This window comes from Niastella sp. OAS944, from assembly GCA_024809215.1.
Taxonomy (GTDB): domain Bacteria; phylum Bacteroidota; class Bacteroidia; order Chitinophagales; family Chitinophagaceae; genus Niastella.
In genome coordinates this window covers 545,721-572,173 of sequence record JANUBW010000002.1, presented here as the reverse complement: position 1 = coordinate 572,173, position 26,453 = coordinate 545,721, and the positions used below count along the sequence as shown (strand labels likewise).

General features: G+C 44.1%; 14 protein-coding genes. 11 read left to right on the top strand and 3 right to left on the bottom strand.

Annotated features, from left to right (window positions below):
• Positions 1-744 precede the first annotated feature (744 nt).
• The 9 genes from GGD38_RS12860 to GGD38_RS12820 all read left to right on the top strand — a co-directional run bounded on the left by GGD38_RS12860 (position 745) and on the right by GGD38_RS12820 (position 19,549).
• Entirely contained in the window at positions 745-2,994 is a 2,250-nt protein-coding gene (locus GGD38_RS12860; RefSeq protein ID WP_375300434.1) for a fasciclin domain-containing protein, read from the top strand.
• A gap of 1 nt (position 2,995) precedes the next feature.
• Entirely contained in the window at positions 2,996-6,268 is a 3,273-nt protein-coding gene (locus GGD38_RS12855) for a SusC/RagA family TonB-linked outer membrane protein (protein ID WP_375300435.1), read from the top strand.
• Between the two features lie 19 nt (positions 6,269-6,287).
• On the top strand, positions 6,288-7,757 hold the full coding sequence (locus tag GGD38_RS12850; protein WP_375300436.1) for a RagB/SusD family nutrient uptake outer membrane protein: 1,470 nt from the start codon (positions 6,288-6,290) through the stop codon (positions 7,755-7,757).
• 13 nt (positions 7,758-7,770) lie between these two features.
• A complete protein-coding gene (locus tag GGD38_RS12845) occupies positions 7,771-9,441 on the top strand; it encodes a fasciclin domain-containing protein (RefSeq protein ID WP_375300437.1) in 1,671 nt (556 codons plus the stop codon).
• A 21-nt stretch (positions 9,442-9,462) separates the two neighbouring features.
• Positions 9,463-10,827 carry a fasciclin domain-containing protein gene (locus GGD38_RS12840; protein WP_375300438.1) on the top strand — a complete coding sequence of 455 codons (1,365 nt, stop codon included), beginning with the start codon at positions 9,463-9,465 and terminating at the stop codon, positions 10,825-10,827.
• A 165-nt stretch (positions 10,828-10,992) separates the two neighbouring features.
• Entirely contained in the window at positions 10,993-14,169 is a 3,177-nt protein-coding gene (locus tag GGD38_RS12835; RefSeq protein WP_375300439.1) for a SusC/RagA family TonB-linked outer membrane protein, read from the top strand.
• A 13-nt stretch (positions 14,170-14,182) separates the two neighbouring features.
• Entirely contained in the window at positions 14,183-15,961 is a 1,779-nt protein-coding gene (locus GGD38_RS12830; protein ID WP_375300440.1) for a RagB/SusD family nutrient uptake outer membrane protein, read from the top strand.
• A gap of 10 nt (positions 15,962-15,971) precedes the next feature.
• Complete coding sequence (locus GGD38_RS12825) at positions 15,972-18,920, top strand: sugar-binding domain-containing protein (RefSeq protein WP_375300441.1); 2,949 nt, start codon at positions 15,972-15,974, stop codon at positions 18,918-18,920.
• Positions 18,921-18,937: 17 nt separating this feature from the next.
• On the top strand, positions 18,938-19,549 hold the full coding sequence (locus GGD38_RS12820; RefSeq protein ID WP_375300442.1) for a porin family protein: 612 nt from the start codon (positions 18,938-18,940) through the stop codon (positions 19,547-19,549).
• On the opposite strand, the gene GGD38_RS12815 is transcribed toward GGD38_RS12820, so the two are convergent.
• Positions 19,533-21,479: an ATP-binding protein gene (locus GGD38_RS12815; protein ID WP_375303829.1), complete on the bottom strand. Its 1,947-nt coding sequence runs from the start codon at positions 21,477-21,479 to the stop codon at positions 19,533-19,535. The genes GGD38_RS12820 and GGD38_RS12815 overlap by 17 nt on opposite strands.
• 141 nt (positions 21,480-21,620) lie before the next feature.
• Between GGD38_RS12815 and GGD38_RS12810 the strand changes: the two genes are divergently transcribed.
• A complete protein-coding gene (locus tag GGD38_RS12810) occupies positions 21,621-22,049 on the top strand; it encodes a response regulator (RefSeq protein WP_375300444.1) in 429 nt (142 codons plus the stop codon).
• Positions 22,050-22,272: 223 nt separating this feature from the next.
• Positions 22,273-23,160 carry a DMT family transporter gene (locus GGD38_RS12805; RefSeq protein WP_375300445.1) on the top strand — a complete coding sequence of 296 codons (888 nt, stop codon included), beginning with the start codon at positions 22,273-22,275 and terminating at the stop codon, positions 23,158-23,160.
• A 91-nt stretch (positions 23,161-23,251) separates the two neighbouring features.
• On the opposite strand, the gene GGD38_RS12800 is transcribed toward GGD38_RS12805, so the two are convergent.
• Positions 23,252-24,877 carry an NADP-dependent glyceraldehyde-3-phosphate dehydrogenase gene (locus GGD38_RS12800; RefSeq protein WP_375300446.1) on the bottom strand — a complete coding sequence of 542 codons (1,626 nt, stop codon included), beginning with the start codon at positions 24,875-24,877 and terminating at the stop codon, positions 23,252-23,254.
• A gap of 128 nt (positions 24,878-25,005) precedes the next feature.
• Positions 25,006-26,430, bottom strand: coding sequence for a T9SS type A sorting domain-containing protein (locus tag GGD38_RS12795; protein ID WP_375300447.1), 1,425 nt, complete (start codon positions 26,428-26,430; stop codon positions 25,006-25,008).
• Positions 26,431-26,453: the final 23 nt, after the last annotated feature.

Here is a 26,453-nt window from a genome sequence, read left to right as displayed (position 1 = left end):
AGTCCAGGGCCTCGCTAATCGTAACGGCAAACGTGAAACGTGAAACGTGAAATAATACAGCTTCGCGCCTCGCAGTGCAAACAAAGTCCGAAACTCGAAACCCGGAACTTAAAACTGAACAACTGAATAACTCAGTCCTGTGAACTAAGAACTAAAAACTAAAAACTGGTTTGGCCTTCGTTGCTGACAGGCCATTTTAGATAGTCAGTAGGTGATCGTCAAAAAACAGCTGACGTCACCACAATCGTTGAACACCCGCTGTTTCTACAGCAGGTACTTTTTTAAAGGATGCGGAACACCCGAACGTGAAAAGCTTACTGCTTACCACGCCGGAACCTTATTTTATTATCCCAACGTTACAACAGCTAACAGCATATTGTAACGAGTGGGGTTGGTTTGTTTTGTGTATAATAATAAATGCGGTTGTTATATATAGTTATATCATGATGATGTTTCGAAAACGTTTCCGTTGATTAATACAAATTTCGATTGCGCTTTCAGGATAGCTCAGGATAGAACTCACATGCATGCTGGTTAATTTTATGTTGTAAATATCATCTTGCCGTTCACATGCGATTGCACTACACGACCTAAAACTTTGCTTATATGAGAATGCACTTTTTACAATTACACTCCAGGCTTTATGCCCAATTGCCATTGAGCCAATTGCTGTGTTGCCAATGCTGCAACAAACACACCTCACTCACTTATTTATCAGGAACCCGGTTAATGTAAGCGTTTAATATGAACATATCTATAATGCGATATGCTGTACTATGTACAGTAATGGGGCTGCTATTTGCCTGTAAGAAAAAGTTCGACGATTATTATGAACGTCCAACTACTTTAGAGCCGCCGATTTACCAGCAACTGGAAGCCCGTGGTAATTTCACCAGCCTGCTTGCTGTAATTGATAAAGCTGGTTATAAGCGCATCTTATCTACCACGGGTTATTATACATTTTTTGCGCCCCACGATGATGCTTTCAATGCCTATTTAACTGAACATAAATTAACCAGTGTAAATGAGCTGGATTCTAACGCCTGTCGCGCTATTGTTACGTATTGCCTTGTGTATAATGCATATAAAAAGGACAGGCTCGATGATTATCAAAGCCCAACGGGTTGGGTGGCCGGCTCCGCATTTAAACGGAAAACTGCGAATTACACTTTTGTATATGATGGCACCGATACCAGTGGCGCACCTCTTAAAATGATCGCTAATAACCGAAACTCAATAAGTTTTGCAGAAACTGATAATAATAACAAGTATATCCCATACTTCGTCAATGATTATATGCAGAGCAGGAAACTAACAGCCTGGGATTACAATTACTTTTATCCAAATTCAAAGTATACCGGTTTTAATGTGGCTGATGCAGCAGTGACCGAACAGGATATAGCCGCAGAGAACGGGGTAATACATGTTATAGATAAAGTGGTAACGGCGCTGCCATCTATCGACCAGTACCTGGAAGGAAAGGAAGAATACAGTTTATTCAAAAGCCTGCTCGATAAATTCCTGGTGCAATATGTGTTGAACCCGGCCATTACCCGGCGCTATCAAATTACCACAGGCCAAACAGATAATGTATATACGAAAGTATACTCGGCGCCATCTGGTTCACTGGCTTATTCGTTGAATAATGAGAACCACCTGTTGTCTTTGAATGATGCACAAACGGAAAGCTATTCCATTTTTGTTCCCACCAATGCGGTATTGCAGAATTATATTAATAAAGTACTGCTTGAGAACTATCCGCCCGGTACTACACTGAGCGATGTGCCTGTAAATATTGTGTATGATTTTATAAATGCACACCTATGGCAACGCACTGTTTGGCCAAGTAAGTTCAATGAAGCAAGCAACTTCCTGGGTGAAGGAGCGCGTTTTGATGTGGCAACCGACATAGGAGAAAGAAAGATCTTAAGTAACGGTATTTTTTATGGCACTAAAAAGGTACAGGAAGCCAATGTGTTCACCAGTGTATATGGCCGTTCGTATCTCGATCCAAAGTATTCCATGATGACCAAACTGTTGAATTGGGAATTGAAATCTATTGTGTCGGACATTAACCGCGATTTCACGCTGTTTATGATCAGTGATTCGGTGCTGAATGCGGCCGGTTTTACCCACGATGCCGCGGTGAGTGTTCAACCCTACGAGCAATACCGTTTTACACCGCCCCCCGGTTCAACTTTACCCGCCACAAGCGGCGCCACTACCCGTAACCGGTTGTTGCGCATCCTTAACCTGCATGTTGTACCGGGAAGGGTGCTTACCAGTCTTGCAGGTGAAGGTGCCGCATTGACATATGGCGGCGAATACATTGGGTTTAAGTATAATAAAGTCTTCTCTTCCGGAAACGTAGAGGCTGATCAGACCATAGACGTTAGCCGGTACAAGGACTCAAAAAATGGCCGGGTATATTATATCGATAAATTATTTGATTTCAGTGAAAGCACCGTAGCTGCCCATATTGAAAAGCTGGGAACAACACCTTCGGCAAGTGCATCACCTTACAATTACTTCTGGGAATTCCTTAAAACATCCAGTATATATGTTGCCGCTGGCAAATCGATCGCAGGTGTGCCGGGCGGAACATTCTATACCTTGTTCATTCCCGACAATGCTGCCATTCAGCAGGCGGTAAAAGATACCTTGTTACCTGGCGATGCCACTACCGGCGTACCCAATTTTGTTGCTGCTACTCAAAGCAATTTAGATAAGGAAAAGGTGAACCGTTTTATTTATTATCATCTGTTAGACCGGCGTACAGTAGCCGCCGATGGAGTAGAAGAGGGCGGCGTTCCCACCTTGCTCAAAACAAACCTCGGTGATGCCGCTACTATATTAGTGACCAATACCCCGGGTAGCCTTATGCTAACCGATTCCTATGGCCGAACGGCAACGGTAATTTCTTCACCCAGCACATTTATGGGTAACAGGATCGTGATACATCTTATAAACAACTACTTAAAATACTCCTTATAAAATGAGCAAGTTGTATAAAATAGGTTGCTTAATTTTCTGCCTGCTGAGTTTGCACGGTATGGTGGCGAATGCACAACAGGCATCGGGTAATGCCGTGGCCATCAGAGGCAAGGTCACCGATAAAAAAACAAAGGGCCCCATGCAGGGAGTTACTGTTTCGGAAATGGATGCAGATGGCCGGTTTGTAAAAGGCACTACCACCGATATAGAAGGTAATTACAGCCTCAGGATCATCAATGCAAAAAACAAGATCTCTGTTTCCTATGTAGGGTATAAATCTACATCAGTAAGCATCAATGGAAGAACCAGTATTGACTTTCAGCTGGAAATGGGCGGCACCGATTTCGAAGAAGTGATAGTGGTGGGTAACCGCGGCAGCGACAATGGCCTGGGTACTACTTCTCAACGAAAGTTGACTACAGCAGTGTCTACCATTGCTGCCAAACAACTGGAAGAAATGCAGGCGGTGAGCATTGACCAGGCTTTACAGGGCCGGCTGGCCGGTGTTGATATTACAGCTACCAGCGGTGATCCCGGTGCTGCAATGAACATTCGCATTCGCGGGGTTTCTTCTATTAATTCAACAGGTAACCCGTTGATCGTTGTTGATGGTATGCCCTATGAAACCGAAATACCCAGTGATTTCAACTTTGGTACGGCCGACGAACAGGGATATGCGCAATTATTGAACATTGCCCCGGCCGACATTCTTACCATTACCGTATTGAAAGATGCCGCCGCTACGGCGGTATGGGGCAGCCGCGCCGCCAGTGGCGTACTGATCATAACTACCAAACGTGGAACCCGAGGTAAACCAAGTGTTTCCTATTCATTTAAAGGGTCAACCTCTATATTGCCCGATGCTATTCCCATGCTGAATGGCGATGAGTATGCTACCATGATCCCTGAAATTTATATGAACCGCATAGGGTTGAACCTGAACACCCAAAGCGCCAGGGAATTCAATTACGATCCTAATGATCCGTATTGGTATTACAACTATAGCAATAATGTGAACTGGGTGGATGCTGTTAGCAGGCAGGGGTATTTGAACGATCATAACTTATCTATTAATGGAGGCGGTGAGAAGGCCAAGTATTATGCCTCTATTGGTTATTTCAATCAAAAGGGAACAACCATTGGTACAGCGTTGAGCAGGATCAATACCCGTATTAACCTCGATTACACGATCTCCGATAGAATAAAGATCTTTACCAGTATCGCCTATACGCACACCGACCAGGACCGTAACTACTTAAGCGATAAGGAAGGCGCTATTCGCGGTGTTGCATACCTGAAAATGCCCAACATGAGCATTTTTGAATATGATGAGCTGGGCAATATTACACCTAATTATTTTTCACCCATGTCCAATGCCCAGGGAGGTTATAGCCGCATCTATAATCCCGTGGCCATGGCCTCACAGGCAAAGTTTTCGGTAATAGGCGAGCGTGTAGTGCCCCGGTTCCATATTGATTATGCTTTTATAAAGGGAGTACTTACGAGCTCGTTTGATGTGCAGTTCGATATCAACAATACACTAAACACCAGCTTTTTGCCCCAGGTGGCAACCGGCAGGCCGAATACAGAAACTGTAGTGAACAGGGCCTACAATGGCGATATAGATCTATATAGTGTAACTACAAGAACGAGTTTGAACTATACGCCCAAATTTAAAAATATCAATCATAATTTGTCGGCCTTCTTCAACCTTTTCACCAACGACTTTAAATCGGTGAACCAGGAGGTGATGACCTCCAATACGGCTTCCTCGTTACTGGTAGATCCGGCATCACCATCCCGTACCCAGAACACGGAATTAAAAGCCGTTTCAGGAAGCAGCCAAACACGTTCGTTAGGCGCCGTTGTGGAATTGCGTTATGATTTTAAAGATAAATACCTGTTCTCGGCTACACTGCGTGGTGATGGCAATTCACGATTTGGTCCGGCATACAGGTATGGGTTGTTCCCCGGCGGTTCTTTTGCCTGGCGTATTTCTGATGAAAAACCATTCAGGAATATCAAACAGCTCGACGATCTCAGGTTCAGGCTGAGTTATGCACTTTCGGGCAACGCACCCCGTCGCGATTACAGCTTTTACAATACGTACACCACGTATTCAACCAGCTATCTCGGCAGCAATGGGGTATACCCATCGGGCATGAAACTCGAAAATTTGCGTTGGGAAACTGTGCATGGCGGTAATGCCGGTTTAAATATTTCGCTCTTTAAACAACGGCTCAGGGCCGATGTAGACATGTATCGCAATCGTACCAAAGACCTGTTCTTCGATAACCTGCAGATAGCATCGCACAACGGCTTTAATGCAGTGAACATGAACGTGGGCACTATGGATAACCAGGGTTGGGAAATAGCCCTGTGGACCGTGCCTTACAAAAACCAGGACCTAAGTATTGGTTTTGACTTTAACGTTTCCAAAAACCAGAACGTTATCAGGAAGATCTCGGAGTACTATCCCAGTACCAGGGGAGATGTTGGTAACAACGGCGAATATATGCGCATGTTACAGATCGATAATCCCTTTGGCTCGTTCTATGGATTCAAATCAAAAGGCGTATACGCCGATAAAGAAGCAACCATTGCCAAAGGCGCCGATGGTAAGAACATAGTTGGGCCCAACGGGCAAACCGTATATATGCACTTTAATTACCCAACAGTTGATTACACTTTTCAGGAAGGCGATGCCATGTATGAAGACATCAATCACGACGGTAATATCAATTATATGGATGTTGTATACCTTGGTAATAGCAATCCTAAGTTATCAGGTGGCTTCGGTCCGTCGGTAACCTGGAAGAATTTTAAACTGTCATCCTTCTTCAGTTTCCGTTACGATTATGAAATAGTGAACGCCACCAAAATGAACACCAGCAACATGCACAGCTTCGACAACCAAAGTAAAGCTGTTTTGCGCCGCTGGCGTAAAACAGGCGACGTTACCGATATACCCCGTGGCATCATCGATGGCGGTTACAACTACCTGGGCAGCGACCGGTATGTAGAAGATGCATCTTATCTCCGATTCAGGGTTGTATCGCTGCGATACAATTTCGATAAAAAGTTCCTGGCAAAAGTTAAAATGAAAACACTCAGCGCTTTTGTTACTGCCGAGAACCTGTATACCTGGACCGGCTATACGGGCCAGGACCCTGAGGTAAGTACCCGTGGCGCCGACCCGTTCAGGGTGGCCAGTGATAATTCCATGACGCCGCCTTCAAAAACATTTACCATCGGTTTGCAGGCAAGCTTTTAAAACCTAACAATTGCATGAGATGAAAAAGACTTATTTATATATACTATTGATGTTGGTAGTGACCGGTATGGGTAGCTGCAAAAAATGGCTCGATCTGAAACCGCAGGATGGAATTGTAGGCGATGAATTCTGGAACACCAAGGAGCAGGTAGAGGCCGCCGTTACAGGTTTGTATACTTCATTACAAGGCAATACCGAATTGTTCTTTATCTGGGGTGAGGCCCGCGCCGATATGGTTGTGCCGGGTTTCAGAGCCAGCCAGGACGAGTTGGATATAGTAAACCTGAACATGCTTCCCGATAACTATTTCGTGAACTGGCGTACCATCTATCAAACCATTAACTATTGTAATACCATTATACAACTGGCGCCGGGCGTGTTGCAAAAAGACAATACGTTCGATCAGGCGCAGCTTGACCGGGCAATAGGCCAGGCGCGCGCAATAAGGGGGTTAATGTATTTTTACCTGGTACGCAGCTTTGGCGAAGTGCCGCTGACTACAAAAGCTACTGTAAGCGATAAGGATGTGGTAAACCTGGCAAAGAGCTCCAATGAAGAGGTCCTCAACAAGATCGCTGAAGATCTGAAAACAGCAACTGTCACATTGCCCGAAACATATGGCTCCGTTGCGCAGGACAAAGGACGGGTAACCCGCTTTGGCGCAAATGCCATGCTGGCCGATGTATATCTGTGGATGGACAAATACAACGAAGCCGCTGCCGAGTGCGACAAGATCATAGATGCCAGCAAATATTCTTTGGTAAGCCGCAGCAGCTACTTTAACGATGTTTTCTATACCGGTAATTCCCGCGAAAGCATCTTCGAACTGCAATTCGATGAGCAGCGTTTGAACCCGTTCTTCGATATGCATACGCCCAATAAAAAAAGATGGGGCGCGGCCACTCATCTTGTAGAAATGGTATATGGGTTAGACCTGGTAAGTTCCATTCCGAAATTTGATGAGCGTGGCATTAATACGTCCTTCCGAGGCAGCGATTTCATGATCTGGAAATATATGGGCGCTGATAACCTTGGCGATAATTTTCGCAATGCAGATCAGTCATTCGCCCATTGGATCTTTTACCGCTATGCCGATGTTTTGTTGATGAAGGCAGAGGCCATCAACGAATTAAATAAACCGCTCGAAGCATCACGCATTGTAAAAAACATCAGGGAGCGGGCCAATGCCGTTGACATGAAAGTGATGGATAGCTTAAGTAAAGGTGCAATGGCCAGTTATATTCTTGAAGAAAGACAACGCGAACTGGCTTTTGAAGGCAAACGCTGGTACGATGTATTACGCAATGCCAAAAGGAACAATTATGAAAAGCGCCAGCTGCTTCTGGATATGGCCAGCATAAGTCTTTCTGCCGATCGCCGCCAGGCTGCGTTTGCCAAACTGGCTGATAATAACAGCCATTATTTCCCCATTTACTTCTACGAGTTGCAAACAAACAAATTGCTTGAACAAAACTCTTTTTATAAATAATAAACGGGTTGTTATGAAACATACCTTTCTTATATACATCGCAACACTTATAAGTGCAGCCTCGTTCATGGCCGGTGGTTGTAAAAAACCGGACCTGAAAATGAACACTACAAACGATGTGAACATTGTGGGGTATCTTGAAAAATACCCCGACTCGTTCTCATTGTGGAAGGAGGTGCTCGACAGAACGGAGACCACTAACTTCCTGAATGCATTTGGTGCTTATACGGCATTTGCGCCTACCAATTCGGGTGTAAAAGCATGGCTGGCTGCCAACAGTATTCCAAGTGTTGATGCGGCCGATATAATCCAGTTGAAAGAGATCGTTAAATTTCATTTGCTGAACGATACGGTATCAACATCAAAATTCAAAGATGGTAAATTGCCTACCCCAACCATGCATGGGCAATTCCTTATAACCGGCGCACGCAATGAAGGCGGCGGAACAAGTTTCTCTATAAACCGCCAGGCGCTCGTATTACAATCGAATATTAAAGTAGGGAATGGGTACATTCACGTATTAGACCATGTGCTTGAGCCGGCTAAACAAACCATTGCCAGCCAGCTGGAAGCAAATCCTGAGTATTCCATTTTTGTGGAAGCCATGAAAGCAACAGGTTATTTCCATATGTTGGATACACTGGAAACCGATTCAAGCAAACGATGGATGACCTTGCTTGCCGAATCAAACAACGCCCTGGCCGATAGCAACATCACTTCATTTGCAAAACTGGTTGAAAGATATCCCCGGCCAAGATCAAACGACACAGTAGACCATTTGAAATTATATATGGCCTATCATATCATAAATGGCATCTTATTCCTCGGTGATATTGTAAACGCCCCTTCGTATTTAACATTACAGCCACAGGAGGTGATCAGCACCAAACTCATCAATAATGAAGTAGTGATAAATGAAGATGTGTTTAATGGTGTATTGGAAAAAGGGGTGTCGCTCATAAGAAGCAAAAGCGATTACGCCGCCACCAACGGCGTATGGCATACAGTAAATTCACATTTTGCTGCCAAAGTACGTGTGCCCACTGCCGTTTTTTGGGACCTGTGTATGTTCCCCGAGATCATGAAGCAACCGGCTTTTTATAAAAAATCGTGGCTTCAGTTCGACAAGGCAAGCCAGGATGACCGGCCTATTCAGGACATTGACTGGCATTATAATAATAACGATCGTTATGTGAAATATGAATACAGTACAACCGGTTCGCTAAGTAACTATGCATACAATAATGATATACTTACTGTTCCCATGGGTGGGCCTAACCGCGCAACCTGGATGGAATTCAGAACGCCGCCTATTATAAAAGGCCGTTATAAAGTATGGATCTGTTATCGTAACAGAAGCGGAAGCGGCACTATTTCCAGCATAAATGTATTGATCGATGGCGAACTGATGCAACGGCCCGTAAACCTCACTGTGGGCTATCCCGGCGGTTCAGATACCGACTTGGAATCACTGGGCTGGAAGAAATATACCCTGGGCGGCTCATTTGCCGGCAGATGTGTTGGTATAGTAGATATCAAAACTACCGAACGTCATATGCTTCGTCTTGAACCCACAGCAGGTTCCGGTGCGGCAGCCCATTTAGATATGGTGCACTTTATACCTATTGATGAGGTGCAATACCTGCCAAGGTTTGCACCCGATGGAAAGGAAGTTTGGCAATAATCACCCTATACTTAGAAAGAAATGAAACAAGTAAAAAGATATAAACTTATTGTAGCGCTGTTGTTCGCGGTTGTAATAAGCGGTTGTAATAAATGGAAAGATGTTGAATCACTCAGCGATCCTGAGTCAGGTTATGATCTGTATCAACGGATACAATCAATGCCCGAGCTCAGCAGCTTTGCAGAACTGTTATCAAAAACCGGGTACCACCAACTGATAGCTACATCAAAGAATTATACCGTGTTTGCACCTGTAAACGAGGCGCTGGCTTCGCTTGACCCTTCGGTGTTAAATGATACGGCAAAACTTCGGCTGTATGTAGGTAATCTTATAACAAACCAATTACAAACGGTAGAAGGCAGCAATACGGTTCGCCTGCCTATGATCAATGGAAAATACACAAACCTGCAGGGAACGCATTTTGAAGAAGCAACCATTACTACGGCTAATAAATATGGAAAGAACGGACTGCTGCACATAATAGATAAAGCAACACCCGTGCTTCCCAATGTATGGGAGTTTGTACAGCAATCGCCGCTGATGCCTGCTGCCCAGAAAAACTTCCTGCTGTCGCAAAAAGACTCGGCTGGTAATTATCTATACTTCAAAAATGTGTACGATATGCGCGATGAAAAAAAAGAATACACATTTTTTGTAATGACCGACACCAGCTATGTTAAAGAGGTTTCAAAGTATTTTTCTTTTTATGCAACCTCTACTGCCGACAGCACGGTGCCACTTGCCCAGCTGGCAGTGGTACGCGATCTGGCCATCGAGGGGGCATATACAGCGGCTGGCCTGCCCGATTCCGTATTGTCGAAATCCAATGCAAGAGTAAGAGTAAATAAAAACGACATCCTGCAAACGATAAAGGTGAGCAATGGCTACGTTCACTTTATGCGCAGGCTGCCCGTATTGCCAAAAGATAAATTTCAACCTTACATTATACAGGGTGAGAACTTTTCATTTACAAAGTTCGACAGGACCCCCTACACGTTTATAAGGGAAAGATTTAATCCCATTACCGGTAAAGATTTCAGGGATGTACTGGTATATAACCACGGGAATGCACAGTATTATTTGGGTTACAGGCTGGCAAGTGTGCCTGCTATGAAGTATAAAGCGTATTGGGTGGCGCTGAACGATAATATCAACAACAATTCAGACCCATATAAACAATTGTTGGGTATAGAAACGCCAACCGGTACTAAATTGTCGTACACAACAGTTGCTCCAAATGAATATAGGGAGGTGTTTCTCGGCGAATTCGAACTAACGAATTATTCGCCGGTCCTTAATATTCATCTCACTGCTGATAACAATACCAACAGCAACACCAGCAAGATCACCGTCGATTATATAAGGCTTGAACCAGTATTGAATTAGAAGTAGGAAGCATGAAGTAGGACGTATGAAAAACCCGAATTTCCTGGCCTTGCTCTTAATTCTTACCTCCTACTTCTTACTTCTGCATTTTATAATCAAATTTTTGATTTCTATTCATGGCTTTCTTATTTATACATTTTCTTAAATTATGACAATTCCAAAACGATGCTGAACAAAAGAAAATGGCTGATCGCAATAATTGTAAATGGATGCCTGGCTCATATGGGCGGAATCTTATATGCCCAGGACAGTGCCGCCAGCAACAATGTAATAGTGATAAGCAGGCAGGGAGTTACTATAACGGGCACCATAACCGATGCTGCCACCAGGAAAGAAATTGCCGGTGCACGCGTAAGGGTTGATAATTTTTCGGCCACATTGTCGGACAGTGCAGGGCATTTTACGCTGAAAGTGCCTTCTTATACAACCACTATTATTGTTGAAGGCGAAGGTTATAGCTCCAAACGTATTCCGCTGAAAGGCCGGCAGGCATTACAGGTATTTCTGCAGGATGAAACCCTTGAAACCCTTAACGGACCGGTGGCTACGCCATTTGGCGACGTAAGCAAAATACAGTCCACTGCAGCCATAGGCGCTTATAATATAAATGCCGGTCATAGCCAACCATTTGAGCTAACAGATGCCATGATGCAGGGAAGGGTAGCGGGCTTACAGGTTATTCGCCGCTCGGGCGCCCAGGGTGTAGGCGCTAACATGTTTCTAAGAGGGTACAACTCGCTGTATGCAACCAACAAACCGCTGGTGGTTATTGATAATATGCTGTTCGATGCCAATGAATATGGCGAAAGCATAATTGCCAACAACTATACTAATCCATTAGCGCTGATAGATATCAAGGATATCGAAAATATTTCTGTGCTAAAAGACGCCAGCAGTATTTATGGTACAAAAGGCGCAAATGGCGCTATTATAATTACCACCGCCAAAGCAAAAACACAGGCCACCAGGATCGACTTTGCTTTATACAGTGGCTTTAACCAGGCGCCCAAACGCCTGCCGGTGATGAATGCAGCAGATTACCGTACCTATTTGCATGAAATACTCCAAAGTAAAGGCATGAGTAATGCCCAAATTCAGGCGCAACCCTATATGAACGATGACCCTGCTGCTCCGCTTTATACGCAATATCATTTTGATACCGACTGGCAGCAAAAAGTGCTCACCAACAGTTTTAACCAGAATGCCTATTTGAAAATAACCGGGGGCGACGATATTGCCCTCTATGGATTAAGCATGGGCTTTACAAAAAATAACGGTATTGTTAAGCAAACCAGTCTTACCCGCTACAATACACGTTTCAATGCGCTCTTTAATTTTACAAAACGGTTTACCGGTAATACCAATTTATCGTTCAGCTATAACGAGCAGGATCTTAAAGACCAGGGTATAGCCGATAAAACAGCACCGGTATATCTTTCCCTTATTAAAGCACCCTTCCTGAACGATAAAGATGTAAATGAAAAAGGAGTTGAATCGCCCAATCTTTCTGATAAAGATACTTTTGGAATTACCAACCCGGCCGTAATTGTTGAGAATATGCTTGCACGCAACAAGTACTACCGTTTTATGGGCTCGTTTGGTTTTAATTATGAGATCTCTGCTAATTGGAAAGCCAGTACTACCATTGGGGTGGTATACGATAAAATAAGGGAGAACTTCTTTGTTCCAAGAAAAGGTATTGCCAACGATACCCTTTCAAACGCTGTTGCCGACAGCCGCATGGGTACCCAGGTAAAACGGTTGTTCTCTATTTACAACGACACACGTATTGAGTATAAAAAGATCTATCAGGATATACACAATTTTGTGGCCCGCCTTGGTATGCGATACCAGGCAAACAAAGCCTCACAACATTATGCATACAGTTATAATTCATCAACCGATGATTTAACCAGTGTGCAAACCGGGGTAAACGCGTTACGACAGGTAGGCGGTGGACTGGGCGATTGGAACTGGCTGAGCTTATATTTCAATTCGGAATATGATTTCAGGAACAAACTGTTCCTTACCCTGAATGCAGCCATGGACGGTTCTTCGCGTTTTGGTCCGCAGGCGCCACATGGTATAACCTTCTCGGGTCGTAAGTTTCCCGTGATGCCTTCTATAAGCGCCGCCTGGCTTGTTTCGTCGGAGTACTGGATGGCAAACACAGTATTAGACCTATTGAAGGTGAGAGCAACATTCGCTATTGCGGGGAACGATGATATCGGCAACTACAACAGCGGGCATACCTATACTTCGCAAAACCTGTTGGGTGCACAGGGATTGATCCGTGGCAATATTGCCAACCCTGCATTACAATGGGAAACCGTACGTAAAATGAATATAGGCTTCGATGTGGCATTTTGGAATGAAAGAGTGAACCTGAGTGTTGACGCTTACAAACACAAAACAACCAACATGCTGGTGTACCAGCCATTGTCGCCCCTAAGTGGTTTTGAATATACACTGACCAACGATGGCAGTATGCAAAATACCGGATTTGAAGTGGCCCTGAACGTTAGGGTAGTGAATGGCGGCAGTTTAAAATGGGATGCCGGTATACAAGCGGCAACAAATAAGAACAAAGTGCTGGCTGTGCCCGGTGACAGGGTGTTTACACCATTTGCAGGCGCTACTATTATTACAGCAGTAGGTAAGCCGGCAAACCAGTTCTATGGATATAGTACCAACGGCGTTTTTGCAACGGATGCCGAGGCGGCCGGTTTACAAAAGAAAAATACCGATGGTACATTAACTCCGTTCAAAGGCGGTGATATGCGCTTTGTTGATATGGATAATAACAACATCATCGATGATAACGATCGTGCGGTGATCGGCGATCCCAATCCCGGGTTTACCGGCGGTTTCAGTAATCGTATTATCTGGAAACGCTTTGAATTAAATGCCCTGTTCACTTTTAGCCAGGGAAATGATGTGTATAACTACCAGCGTTACCGGCTATCCGCTGCAAGCGGTATAGAGAACCAGCTGCAAAGTGTAAATAACAGATGGCGTGCCCCTGGTCATGTTACCACTACGCCCAAAGCAACCTGGGGCGATCCTATGGGTAACAGCCGGTTCAGCGACCGCTGGATAGAAGATGGATCGTACCTGCGTTTACGTAATATATCCATTCAGTACAATGTTCCGGTACGGGCAGGCACATTTGTAAAAAGCTTTGCTGTATACGGTACTGCCACCAATGTGTTCACACTTACAAAATACAATGGCTATGATCCGGAGTTTAGTGTAACCCCGGGCCTTTTTTCACAGGGCATCGATACCGGGCTCGATCCCTTGTATAGGAATGTAATAGTAGGTTTTCGCATGGGCTTATAAAATTATTTGAATTATGAAACTGACACTTAGAACAGCTGTGCTGGCCGGATGTTTGATCGCCGGTTTTGCATCCTGTAAAAAAATATTAGATGTTGATCCGGGTACTGAACTTACCGCAGACCAAATGTATCGCGATGTATACGACGCCAATGCTGCCGTAATGGGCATTTATGGCAGGTTCATGAGCCTGAGCGACCGGTATATCATTCTGAACGAACTGCGCGGCGACCTGATGGAGTTTACCAATAACGCCGATGAATATCTTAGGCAGATAAGTAATCATACGGTAACACCCGATAATCCATATGTAAATCCACGACCGTTCTATGAGCTCATCAACAACTGTAATGATGCGCTCACCAATTTCCTCATCATGCGGCAAACCAACAAGCTGAATGAACAGGATTTTAACCAGCGGTATTCCGATATCGGCGCTTTGCGTTCTTTCCTGTATTTGCAATTAGGCATACATTACGGTGAAGTGCCGTATGTTACGGAGCCACTACAGAATATAAATGAGGTTAAAGATGTTTCGCGTTTTACGCGCCTGCCTTTGAGCGTATTGATCGATAGCCTCATCAGTTTTACCGAAGCACTGCCGTATAAAGAAAATTATACCGCGAATGTGAATACCGGTACCGGCACCTCGCTGAATATTACACTCGATGGCTACCCAACGGAAAAGTTCTTTATCAATAAGAAGATCTTACTTGGTGAGCTGTATCTGTGGAAGGGCGATTACCATACGGCTGCAATACGGTTAAAAGAAATGATGGACTATTCTACTCCCAGCGCTTCCCTTGAAACCCGTTTTCTGTTGTATAAACGGGGATGGGTTATAGACAAGCCCGACAATATAGTGGTGTATACAAAAGCGGGCGATGCCGGCTCTCTTGATTACACCAATAGCTGGGGAACCATGTTCCAGGCAAAGGACCAGCGCTTTTTAAACGAAATGATCTGGGCATTGCCATACGACAGTAAGTTCAAACCCGAAAACCCATTGATCAAATTATTTTCACCCATAGGGGGCAATTACCAGGTAAGAGCATCACAGGAAATAATTGATAACTGGAATAGCCAGGAACAACGGCCCGTGGCTGGCACCGGTGCACTTACCGGTATACCCTACGACGCCCGCGGCTTGCTTAGTCAGCGTAAGATCGGCGGCCAGCCTACCATTACCAAATTCATTGGGAATTACATTAGCCTGAACGCATCAGTGCCATTAAACCCGTTGGAAAAAAGCGGCACCTGGTTCCTGTACCGGGCAGCGCACCTGCACCTGCGCTTTGCAGAAGCGGCCAACCGCGATGGCCAACCGCGACTGGCTTATGGGCTCTTCAATACCGGTATTCGTGGTATTCACCCGCCGCCCACAGGTGAAACCAATGTTACCAGTTACATGAATACACTCACGTACCCCGATCCTTACAAGTTTGATGCACGGCAGGGCGAGAATCCGTATTTTCGGGGGCCCTGGCATAGGAACGATGGCATACGTCAGCGCGCCGGTCTGGTATATTATAAACTTACGGCAATAAGTCAGCCCGACAGCGTTAACCAGGTGGAAGCCGGTATCATTAATGAGCTGGCGTTGGAAACCGCATTTGAAGGCACCCGCTGGCCCGATCTGCTGCGGGTGGCTATAAGAAGAAATGATGCTTCGTTCCTGGCAGACAAGATCTATAATAAACTAAGCAAAAACCCGGTAACAGCCGGTATAGCTGCAGATGTAAAAAGAAAACTGGCAGAGCGCGACTGGTTTCTGCCATTCAAGTGGGATCAATAAAAAATAAGACATGAATCAAAGAGTGCTTACGTTTACCTTATTGTGCTTACTACCATTGGCCACATTGGCGCAACGAACAAAGTATAACTTTAACAGCGAATGGAAAGTGTTTACCGGCGATGCCGCGGGCGCCGAAGCAGTAACGTTTAACGATGCTCACTGGAAGACGGTTACATTACCCTATGCATGGAACGAAGACGATGCTTTTCGCAAAGACATAGTCAACCATACCACAGGTATTGCCTGGTACCGCAAGAAATTTACATTGCCGGCAGCCGGCGATAAAAAAGTATTTATTGAATTTGAAGGCATCAGGCAGGCCGGTGATTTTTACGTTAATGGAACGCATGTTGATTTACATGAGAATGGCATTACCGCTTTTGGTTTTGATATTACCAACCTGGTAAAACCAGGCGCTGAAAATATAATTGCTGCCCGCATTGACAACAGTTGGGATTATAAGGAAAAAGCCACCGGACAAAAGTATCAATGGGAAGATAAAAACTTCAATGCCAACTTTGGCGGCATCAACAAAAATGTATACCTGCATATAACCGGTAAGGTATACCAAACATTACCATTGCACGCCAATCTCAATACCACGGGTGTGTATGTTTACGCTACTGATTTTAATATAAAAAACAAAACAGCAGTTATACATGCCGAATCGGAAGTGAAAAATGATGGCGATGCGGCAAAGATTGTTTCGTATGAGGTAGTGATCACCGGCCCGGATAATAAACCTGTAAAGATTTTCCAGGGCGAAAAAGCAACTATTGAAGCCGGAAAAACGGCGATCGTAAAAGCAGCGGCTGCAGTAAACAACCTTAACTTTTGGAGCTGGGGCTATGGTTATTTGTACAATGTAAAAACAATAATTAAAGTAGATAACAAACCTGTTGATGAAGTGAGTACCCGTACCGGGTTCCGTAAAACGGAATTTAAAAACGGCATGATCTATCTCAACGATCGTGTAATTATGGTGCATGGTTATGCGCAACGCACCAGCAACGAATGGCCATCAGTAGGTTTATCGGTGCCCGCCTGGTTAAGCGATTACAGCAATGGGCTGATGGTAAAAAGCAATGGTAACCTGGTGCGCTGGATGCACATCACTCCCTGGAAGCAGGATATCGAAAGCTGCGACCGTGTAGGTTTAATGCAGGCCATGCCGGCAGGCGATGCCGAAGCAGATGTAAATGGCACTCGTTGGGAGCAGCGTAAGGCCGTTATGCGCGACGCTATTATTTATAATCGCAATAATCCAAGTGTCATATTTTATGAATGCGGCAATGAAAGCATCAGCGAATCGCATATGGCCGAAATGAAAGCCATTCGTGATCAATATGATCCCAGCGGTGGACGATCTATTGGCAGTCGCGAAATGCTCGATAGCAAAACGGCCGGGTATGGTGGTGAAATGTTGTATACCAACAAAAGCGCCAACATACCCATGTGGGCTATGGAGTATTCAAGAGATGAAGGTTCGCGCAAATACTGGGATGAGTTTACACCGCCCTATCATAAAGATGGCGATGGTCCATTGCACAAAGGACAAAGCGCAGCACCTTACAATCGTAATATGGAAAGCCATGCCGTAGAAAATGTGGCCCGCTGGTACGAGTTTTGGCGCGAAAGACCAGGTACAGGCACCCGCGTTAGTGCCGGTGGTGTTAATATCGTTTTCTCCGAAACAAATACCCATCACCGGGGCGAAGAGAATTTCAGACGGAGTGGGGAAGTAGATGCCATGCGCATTATAAAAGAGAATTTCTATGCGCACCAAATAATGTGGGATGGTTGGGTAAATCCCGAAAAACAAGGTATCCATATCATTGGCCATTGGAATTATAAACCCAATGTAAAAAAAGCGGTGTATGTTATTTCAACTGCCCACAAAGTTGAATTGAAAATAAATGGCAGGTCGCTTGGTTTTGGTGAGAAAAGCAATGGCTTTTTATTCACCTTTAACAATGTTCAATGGGCGGCGGGCACTATCAGCGCAACAGGTTACAGTGCGAATGGTAAACCTGTATGCTCAACAGCAAAAAGTACAACAGGCGAACCCGTTGCCATTAAGTTGACCAATATTGCCAGCCCCACCGGTTTTATAGCAAACGGTCACGATCTGGCGCTTGTTGAAGTTGAAGTGGTAGATGCTACAGGCAACCGTGTGCCAACGGCATTGAATATGATCAGTTACTCATTAAGTGGCGAAGCAAGCTGGCGTGGGGGCATTGCCATGGGGCCCGATAATTATACGCTTACACAAAACTTTCCTGTTGAGGGAGGCGTGAACCGCGCATTAATTCGTTCAACCAACAAAGCGGGCACTATAACAATTACTGCATCTTCGCCCGGTTTAAAAGAAGCAACGCTTACGTTAACTTCGAAACCATTTGCTGTTCAAAACGGGTTAAGCACTACAATGCCTGGCGATGGATTACCTGTACATCTTGAAAGAGGACCAACACCAGGTACGCCTTCATTTACACCCCTTCGTAAAGCAGTGGCCATTGCAAAAGTTACAGCCGGCGCCAATGCCGATTCTGCCCAAAAAACCATCGACGATAACGAACTCACCAATTGGGTGAACGATGGTAAACTAAACACCGCCTGGATTGAATACGAGTTACAAAAAGAAGCAACCATTAGCGAGGTGACCCTTAAGCTGAACAAATTCAAATCGAATATTTATCCATTACGAATAACGGTTGATGATAAAGAAGTATTTAATGCCAACACTACCCGCAGCCTGGGTTATACAACGCTTGTTTGTACGCCAAAGCGCGGAAAGAAAGTGCGTATTCAACTGGTGAAAGATTCTATGGACGAAAGTAGTGATGAAATGGCCGAAGTAAATGGAAAAAAGCTGGAAGAAGGAGTAGGAAAAGAGGATGCCAATGCCACGGGTAGTTTTAGTATAATTGAAGCAGAGATCTACGAGGCAGTTAAATAACCAATCAAAATTGATCCATGAAAAAGTACTGTATTTTCTTCGCTGTTTGTTTCTTCTTGTTTGCTACGGTAAATGCCCAGGTATCATTCGGCGCAAAAGCCGGTGGTGCAATAACCTCGTTGCCCGGTGATGATGATAATAACAGTAAAGCTGGTTTTTATGGTGGCGTTACTGCCGAATTACCAGTTGGTAAAAAGTTTCGCATAGCAGCTGAACTGGTTTACGCACTGCAGGGAAACAAGAAACGTATAAGATTTAGCGACTGGGCGCCCAATGACGGTTATAGGGAAACGGGAAAAAAGGAGAACATGAACCTGAGCTATATAAACCTGCCCGTACTGCTGAAATACGAGGTTGTTAAAAAACTATATCTCGAAACAGGTTTGCAGGCTGGTTTGCTAATTAGCGCTAAGGTAAAAACATCACAAGGTACGGGTAACATAAAGGACCATTACGAGTCATTTGATCTTTCGTGGCCAATTGGTATAGGCTACCAGTTAAAAAACGGGTTGGGGGCAAACTTCCGTTACAACCTCGGACTTACCAATGTTTACAAGGAGGCTTTTTATAAAGCGCATAATAGTGTGGTACAACTGGGGGTATTTTATTGTCTTAAGCCGGTAAAATGATATAGAAGATTGCTCCTTGGCCAGGTTCGCTTTTGGCCCATATGGTACCGCCGTGGTTTTGTACTACCTTACGGGCTATTGAAAGGCCAATGCCTGAGCCTGAGTATTGAGATCTCGTATGCAGGCGTTCAAAGATGTCGAATATTTGCTCGGCAAAATGTTGTTCGAACCCGATACCATTATCCATCACTTCTATAAGCATGTATTGCCTGTTCTTTGCATGATTGGGCAGTTTTTCGGCAACCAGCTCTGCCGGGGCCAGGCTACTGTTAATGGTTATTACAGGTTGTTCACTGGCATATTTAAGTGCATTACCTATAAGGTTATGAAATAGTTGCTCAAGCTGCCGGGCATTTCCCTGCATAACGGGCAGGTTACTTACGGTGATCTTTGCCTGTTTTTCTTCAATCACCAGTTCAAGTTCCGATACTATAGCCTGAACGATATTATTCAGGTCCACGGTATCTTTTACTAAACGCTGTTGACTGATGTAACTGAAATTAAGCAGGTCGGTAACAAAATTGTTCAAATGCCGGGCAGAGGCTTCAATTCGGTTAAGTATGCGTTTATCTTCCTCAGTGGTTCCCGAAACGATGTTAGTTTTCAGTATGTTACTAAATGTGATGATCTTTCTTAATGGCTCTTTCATGTCGTGCGAAGCTGCATATGCAAAATCTTCGAGGTAGCGGTTCGATTGTTCCAACTCACTAACTGTTTGCTGCAATTTCAGCTGCGATTTTCGAAGGTTGGTATGATCGGTAAAAGAAACCAGCAACCGGTTCCCGATCTTAACACATTGAATGTCGATATAATTATCGAGGCCATCTGTATGATAATATACTTCTTTTCTTTTCACCTTGTTTGAAAAATATGCCTGCCGGCACATATCGAAAATACCATTGGTAAGGTAGCCGGGAAACCATTTGCTGCCCGGTTCGCCCATAAGTGCAGCTGGTGATTGTTGTGCATATGACGACATGGTAGCGTTCACCAGGTCGAATCGGAAATCTATAATTTCATTATTGTTGTTGTACTCAGGCACAAAAATGAACATTCCTGTTTGAGTGGCATCGAACACCGTTTTCAGGGTGCTTGCAAATTCTTCCAACTGAAGTTGTGACTGCTTTATAGTGGTAATATCTGTGAAGATGTGGATGAGATGATCGTTATCGAGCCGTGAGCTTGTTACTTCTATCCAATTGCCCGTATATTCAAGCTGGTACTGGTATAAAAAAGGTGTGCCGGTTTTGAGGGTGTTAAGCGTGCCCTGATAAAAGGGAGTGCTTAGGATCGAAGGCTCAATTTCAGTGATCCGTTTAGTAAGGTAAATATCGCGTGGAAGTCCGCTGGCTTTTACGGCAGCATCATTAGCTATTATAGTAAGTGCATCAATAACCTCACCCTGTTCGTTTCGTATTGCTTCGGTAACAGAAATACCGTTTGATGAATTTTTTAAGATATTATCCAGCAAGGTTTTTTGCCGGTCCAGCTCACGTGTATTCAGTTCAAGTGATCTTTTCTGCTGTTGAAGCTGGTCGATCATTTTCTTTTCGGTAGTTATATCCTGTACTACCGATAGTATGCCACCCCGGAGTTTTGATCGTAAAACGTGGGCATATTTATTGAGGGCCGGGTTATAAATGGTTGATGCACTCTGTATACAGGTTTCATATACATGCAACATTTCATTATAAAAGGAGGTACGCAACTCATCCGTCAATGTTCGGGAGGTACGAACGGTGAGTGTGTTGAGCGCCGCCGCCGTAACCTGCAAATATTCCAGTCCCTGCTGGTTGGCATACGAATAGGCAAAATCTACTATTTGCGGCGGGTTTCCAGCACTCCAAACTGGGCTCAACCATATTACGGCCTGCGGCTGGCCGCCATAAAACTCTTCAAATAATTGTAAATCAATTATGTCCTTTTGCATGGGGTTAGCTATATAGTTAATTATGCGAATGCAATGCCAGGCTATTGACGGTATATAAAAATTAATGTTCAAAGCATTAAATTTCAGTATATTGTAGCAATGCCATTAGCTTTACGGGATAGCAATAACTAATATTATTTTATGAAGAGCTTGCCAATGGGCCCAATTTTAATTATTGAAGATGATGAAGACGATCGGTTTTTTATAAGGAATGCTATTAAACAATGTGGAATAACGAATGATTACAGATTTTTCGATAATGGAAAACAGGCGCTTGACTATTTAATAATAACCAGTGAGCAGCCTTTCCTGATCCTTTGTGATATAAACATGCCCGTAATGAACGGCATTCAATTGTCACGTACAATTAACGCCAATGATTATCTTCGAAAGAAATCAATTCCATTTATATTTCTTACCACTACCGACTCACCGATACAGGTTAAAGAAGCTTACGAGCTTACTGTTCAGGGTTTTTTTAAAAAGCCACCTAGTATAGAAGAACTTACCACTATTATAAAAGGAATATATATTTATTGGGCTAACTGCCTGCATCCAAATAATGTTTAAAAGATGCTGTAGGCGGTCAAACCAATATTATACTATATTTGCACAATTACTACTATTTATATGAGCAGCTATAGTTCACTCGGTCCTCCAACGCTTTAATACTTCATCGAACACTCTGTTTTTTCGGTAGATTCTCTCTACCGGAATTAGCTGTTATTTTATTTTCAATTTATGTAACTATAAAAATGCACATCCTGTTGGGGATGAGTGGATAGGTCTTTTTATGAAAAAATCATATTTAATTTTACATATAGCAGTGCTCATTGCCGGCTTTACCGGCATCTTTGGTAAGTTGATCACACTCAATGAAGGGCTGTTGGTTTGGTACCGCGTATTCTTCTCTTTTATTTGGCTGTTTTTTATTTTAAAGTTGTTCAGGGTAAAAACGGCTATTCCAGTGCGCAATAAATTCAATATTGCCAAAGTGGGTATGCTTATCACGCTGCACTGGGTGTTCTTTTATGGAAGTATCAAGTATTCAAATATCTCAATTGGGGTTGTGTGTTTTTGCCTCACCAGTTTCTTTACGGCTATATTGGAGCCGCTTATAAACAGAAAGAAGTTTGTTGTTACCGAGCTGTTGCTTAGTATGCTTACTTTGTTGGGTATTGCATTGATCTTTCATTTTGATGCGTCGTACCAGGTTGGTATTGCCATAGGTGTTGTTTCTTCATTGTTTGGCGCGCTGTTCACTATTTATAATGAACGGCTGGTAAAACACTACGACAGCAAGCTTATCAATTACTATCAAATGATGGGTGGTGCCATTGGGCTGGGTGTTTTAATGCCCCTGTATCTTTATTTTTTTCCGGTGGCGCAACTTATACCGTCACTAACGGATACCGGATACCTGCTGTTGTTATCATTGTTCTGTACAGTGGGGTTGTATGTAATGTTTGCGGAATCGTTAAAAAGGATCCCGGCCTTTACTGTTAATTTAAGCTTTAACCTGGAGCCTATTTACTCCATCATAATGGCCTTACTTTTCTTTGATGAAGGCAAGGAGGTGAATGCTTCTTTTTATGTGGGGTTGTTTTTTGTAATGGCTTCGGTTGTTTTACAAACGGTTATTACAATTAGAAAAAAGCGTAAACCCGTGTTTGGGCAATAAATTAAAGGCGGGTACCTCTTCAAGAGGTGCTCGCCTTGATTATCAAAAACAAGGTGAGCAGCCCTGGAAGGGCTACCCACCTTGTTTAAAACTAGAAGATATAGTTTGTACTCAAGAAGTTCGACTCATGATCCCTTACTATGGTATTAAGCAGGGTTTTGTTCGACTCGGTATTTTTTGCGGCCACCAGTGAGCGGATAGAGAATGAGCGAAGTGCATCGAAAACAGAAAGCGTTCCTTCGGCACTGTCTTTTCTTCCGGTAAAGGGGAAAATATCGGGTCCGCGTTGAGCCTGGCAATTGATATTTACGCGGCTTACCAGGTTTACAAATGAATCAACCAGTTGGGCCACTTCTGTTGGCTCTTCACTGAAGATACTTACCTGCATACCATGCGATGCATTTACCTGGTAGTTAACCGGCTCATCAATTGTATCGAAAGGTACTACGGGAACAATAGGACCAAACTGTTCTTCATGATACAACTTCATTTGATCGTTCACGGGGTAAACTACCGCCGGGAATACAAACGATGCATCTTGCAGTCCACCGTTATCGTTCATTACTTTAGCGCCTTTTGCAATAGCATCATCGATGCAGGCTTTCAAATAAGCAGGTTTATTGTCTTCTGGCAGTGGCGTTACGCGTACACCGCTTTCCCAGGGTAAACCGGGTTTTAAAGCAGCTACGGCAGCAGATAATTTTTGGGTGAATTCTGCGGCCACTTCTTTTTGTACAAAGATCAGTTTCAGGGCTGTGCAACGTTGTCCGTTAAAAGAAAGCGCACCCAGTATACATTCGTTCACTGCAACATCGAGGTCGGCATTCTTTGTAACAATGGCGGCGTTTTTGGCGTCGAGGCTCAAAATGGCGCGTAAGCGGTTCACTTTGGGGTGTAATTTCTTAAGCCCGTTAGCTACTTTACTGCTGCCAATAAAGGCCAGTACATTCACTTTGCCGCTTTCCATAATGGGCGAAATGATCTCGGCTCCTTTACCATACAGGGTGTTTACTGTACCCTTGGGGAATGCCTCTTTAAATGCATTCAGCAACGGGTAGTGTGCCAGTACACCAAATTTTGGAAGTTTAAAGAGTATGGTATTGCCCATAATAAGGGCGGGAATGAGCGTGGTAAAAATTTCGTTCAACGGATAGTTGAAGGGGCCCATACTTAATACAACACCCAATGGCGCTCTTCTTATTTGGGCAATGGTGCCTTCTGCCTGTTGAAAACGTGATGATTCGCGGTCAAGATCTTTAAGCGCGTCTATTGTGTCGTTGATGTATTCTACGGTGCGGTCAAACTCTTTAGTAGCATCGGCCAAAGTTTTACCAATTTCCCACATCAACAGTTTTATTACCAGGCTTCTTTGCTGTATCATCAGGTAAACAAACTTCTGCATGCATTTGATGCGGCCTTCAACCGGCATAGTAGGCCATTCGCCCAATCCGTTTGCATAAGCGGCTTCTGCTGCAGCCAGCGCTTCCAGTGATTCTTTGGGAGTGGTATTGGGAATGCTGCCAAGCAGTTTTTTCTTTGGGCCATCGGGCGTTGGTATACATACAGGCGAATAAATATTGGTTACAGGGCCGTTCCAGGGCACCAGTTCGCCGTTCAATAAATATTCCCGTTGGTGAATTTCGGTTACCTGGTATTCTTCCGGGATACCGCTTTCGGCTTTAAATATCTCGGGTAAGGAACCTTTGTTTTGCTGCATGGTTGATTGATTTAACTTAACTTATTCTTATAAAAAGTTTCTAAATTAGGTATTACGTACTAAATAAAAAAGTACCGTGTTTCCACGGTACCCGCTTTCAAATAAAAAACAACCAAAAACAGCGCTAATTAATGTGTTAAAGCGACAATTATTTTTTTGCTAATAAACATCGATTGTTTGTGCAGCTGAATAGTATAAGTGCCCGAAGGTATGGATGCCGACACCGGAACCATCACTGGTGTATTTGTTTTCAGGTTCACTTTACCGCGTTGCACCGGTTTACCATTCATATCAAATATGCTATAATCGAATTCTCCTGTTAGTTCGCCTTTTGCCGTAAGTGCTATTTTGTCGTATACCGGGTTGTTTACAAGCAACGAACTGCCATTACCAGCTTCTGCCACCCGTACGATCTGTGATATAGTGAAGGAAGCATCATTGTCTACACTTTTAATGCGGTAATACGCTGTGTTAACCAATGGCTTATCGTCTTGTAATACATAACTTTCCAAACGGCCCGAGTTCCTCGCTGTCAATTTGCCAATGGCATAGAAGTCGATGCCATTCTCACTTCGTTCTACAATGAAATGGCTTACATTATGTTCATCGGCTGTTTTCCAGGTAACCTCAGTTAAGTTATTCTTTCTTTTGGCATCGATGCTAACAAGCGTCAGTGGCAAAATTGCAGATGTGCTGCCTAATGTAAACCTGTTAAACGATGAGATACTGTTTGATGTTATAGTGCCTGTACTGGCAAGGCTGCCGCTGGCGGTACCGCCCTGTGAACCCCAGGTGCTGCCATTATTAGCAGCAACTTTTACATCTGATAATATCCAGGTGGGAACGGTTACTTTACTATTGTCCCAGTTGAGCGTAACCTGGGCGGTTCCACCCGAAACTTTATTTACTTCCCAGTATTCATTAGGGTCAACGCTTACAATGGGCGCCTGCCGCTGGGTTGTATTGGGCGTTGGCATAGCATACTTTGCTGCAAATACACTGCTGGCCGACAGGTTATTTATATTGATTGTTCTTTGTACAGCGCCATTGCCAACGGGAAAATCAAAACTGGCGGTGCCATTCTTTTTAACCCAACCATTTACGTGCCGGCTATCGCCATTGCCTGTATAGGAAGCATTGGTTTCATAAACCAGGTAACTGGGTGTTGCAGCGGTAGTAATAACGCCACTGGTAAAATTGTGGGCGCCGCTAACCGTTAGGTCGGTATTCAACAGTATACCAGCACTATTGCCAGTAACCAGGTTAAAGGTTTTGAAGGCCTGGGCTCCATCGAGCGTTTGCAGGGCCGAACCATTCAGGTACAAGGTGCCGGCGCCAGTGCTCATGGCCGCCTGGTTTGAAGTAAGGTTTCTTTTTACATACAGGTTGCCATCATTTACCAGGCCGGCAGTAGAGGCATTGGTGAAATCGCCATGCACGGCCAGGTTGGCACCGCTGTGTATTTTTAAGTTGCCGGTATTATTAAGTGTATTCTGCGCTACCACTCCATTTGCAACCGGAAGTAACAACATACCGAATAGTAATTGTTTCATAAAGACCAGTTTTAGTTTGAGTG

Coding starts and splice junctions, on each gene's coding strand:
- GGD38_RS12825 (WP_375300441.1), top strand. CDS start 15,972: ATGAATCAAAGAGTGCTTACGTTTACCTTATTGTGCTTACTACCATTG.
- GGD38_RS12800 (WP_375300446.1), bottom strand. CDS start 24,877: ATGCAGCAAAACAAAGGTTCCTTACCCGAGATATTTAAAGCCGAAAGC.
- GGD38_RS12820 (WP_375300442.1), top strand. CDS start 18,938: ATGAAAAAGTACTGTATTTTCTTCGCTGTTTGTTTCTTCTTGTTTGCT.
- GGD38_RS12840 (WP_375300438.1), top strand. CDS start 9,463: ATGAAACAAGTAAAAAGATATAAACTTATTGTAGCGCTGTTGTTCGCG.
- GGD38_RS12845 (WP_375300437.1), top strand. CDS start 7,771: ATGAAACATACCTTTCTTATATACATCGCAACACTTATAAGTGCAGCC.
- GGD38_RS12860 (WP_375300434.1), top strand. CDS start 745: ATGAACATATCTATAATGCGATATGCTGTACTATGTACAGTAATGGGG.
- GGD38_RS12830 (WP_375300440.1), top strand. CDS start 14,183: ATGAAACTGACACTTAGAACAGCTGTGCTGGCCGGATGTTTGATCGCC.
- GGD38_RS12815 (WP_375303829.1), bottom strand. CDS start 21,479: ATGCAAAAGGACATAATTGATTTACAATTATTTGAAGAGTTTTATGGC.
- GGD38_RS12795 (WP_375300447.1), bottom strand. CDS start 26,430: ATGAAACAATTACTATTCGGTATGTTGTTACTTCCGGTTGCAAATGGA.
- GGD38_RS12855 (WP_375300435.1), top strand. CDS start 2,996: ATGAGCAAGTTGTATAAAATAGGTTGCTTAATTTTCTGCCTGCTGAGT.
- GGD38_RS12850 (WP_375300436.1), top strand. CDS start 6,288: ATGAAAAAGACTTATTTATATATACTATTGATGTTGGTAGTGACCGGT.
- GGD38_RS12810 (WP_375300444.1), top strand. CDS start 21,621: ATGAAGAGCTTGCCAATGGGCCCAATTTTAATTATTGAAGATGATGAA.
- GGD38_RS12835 (WP_375300439.1), top strand. CDS start 10,993: ATGCTGAACAAAAGAAAATGGCTGATCGCAATAATTGTAAATGGATGC.
- GGD38_RS12805 (WP_375300445.1), top strand. CDS start 22,273: ATGAAAAAATCATATTTAATTTTACATATAGCAGTGCTCATTGCCGGC.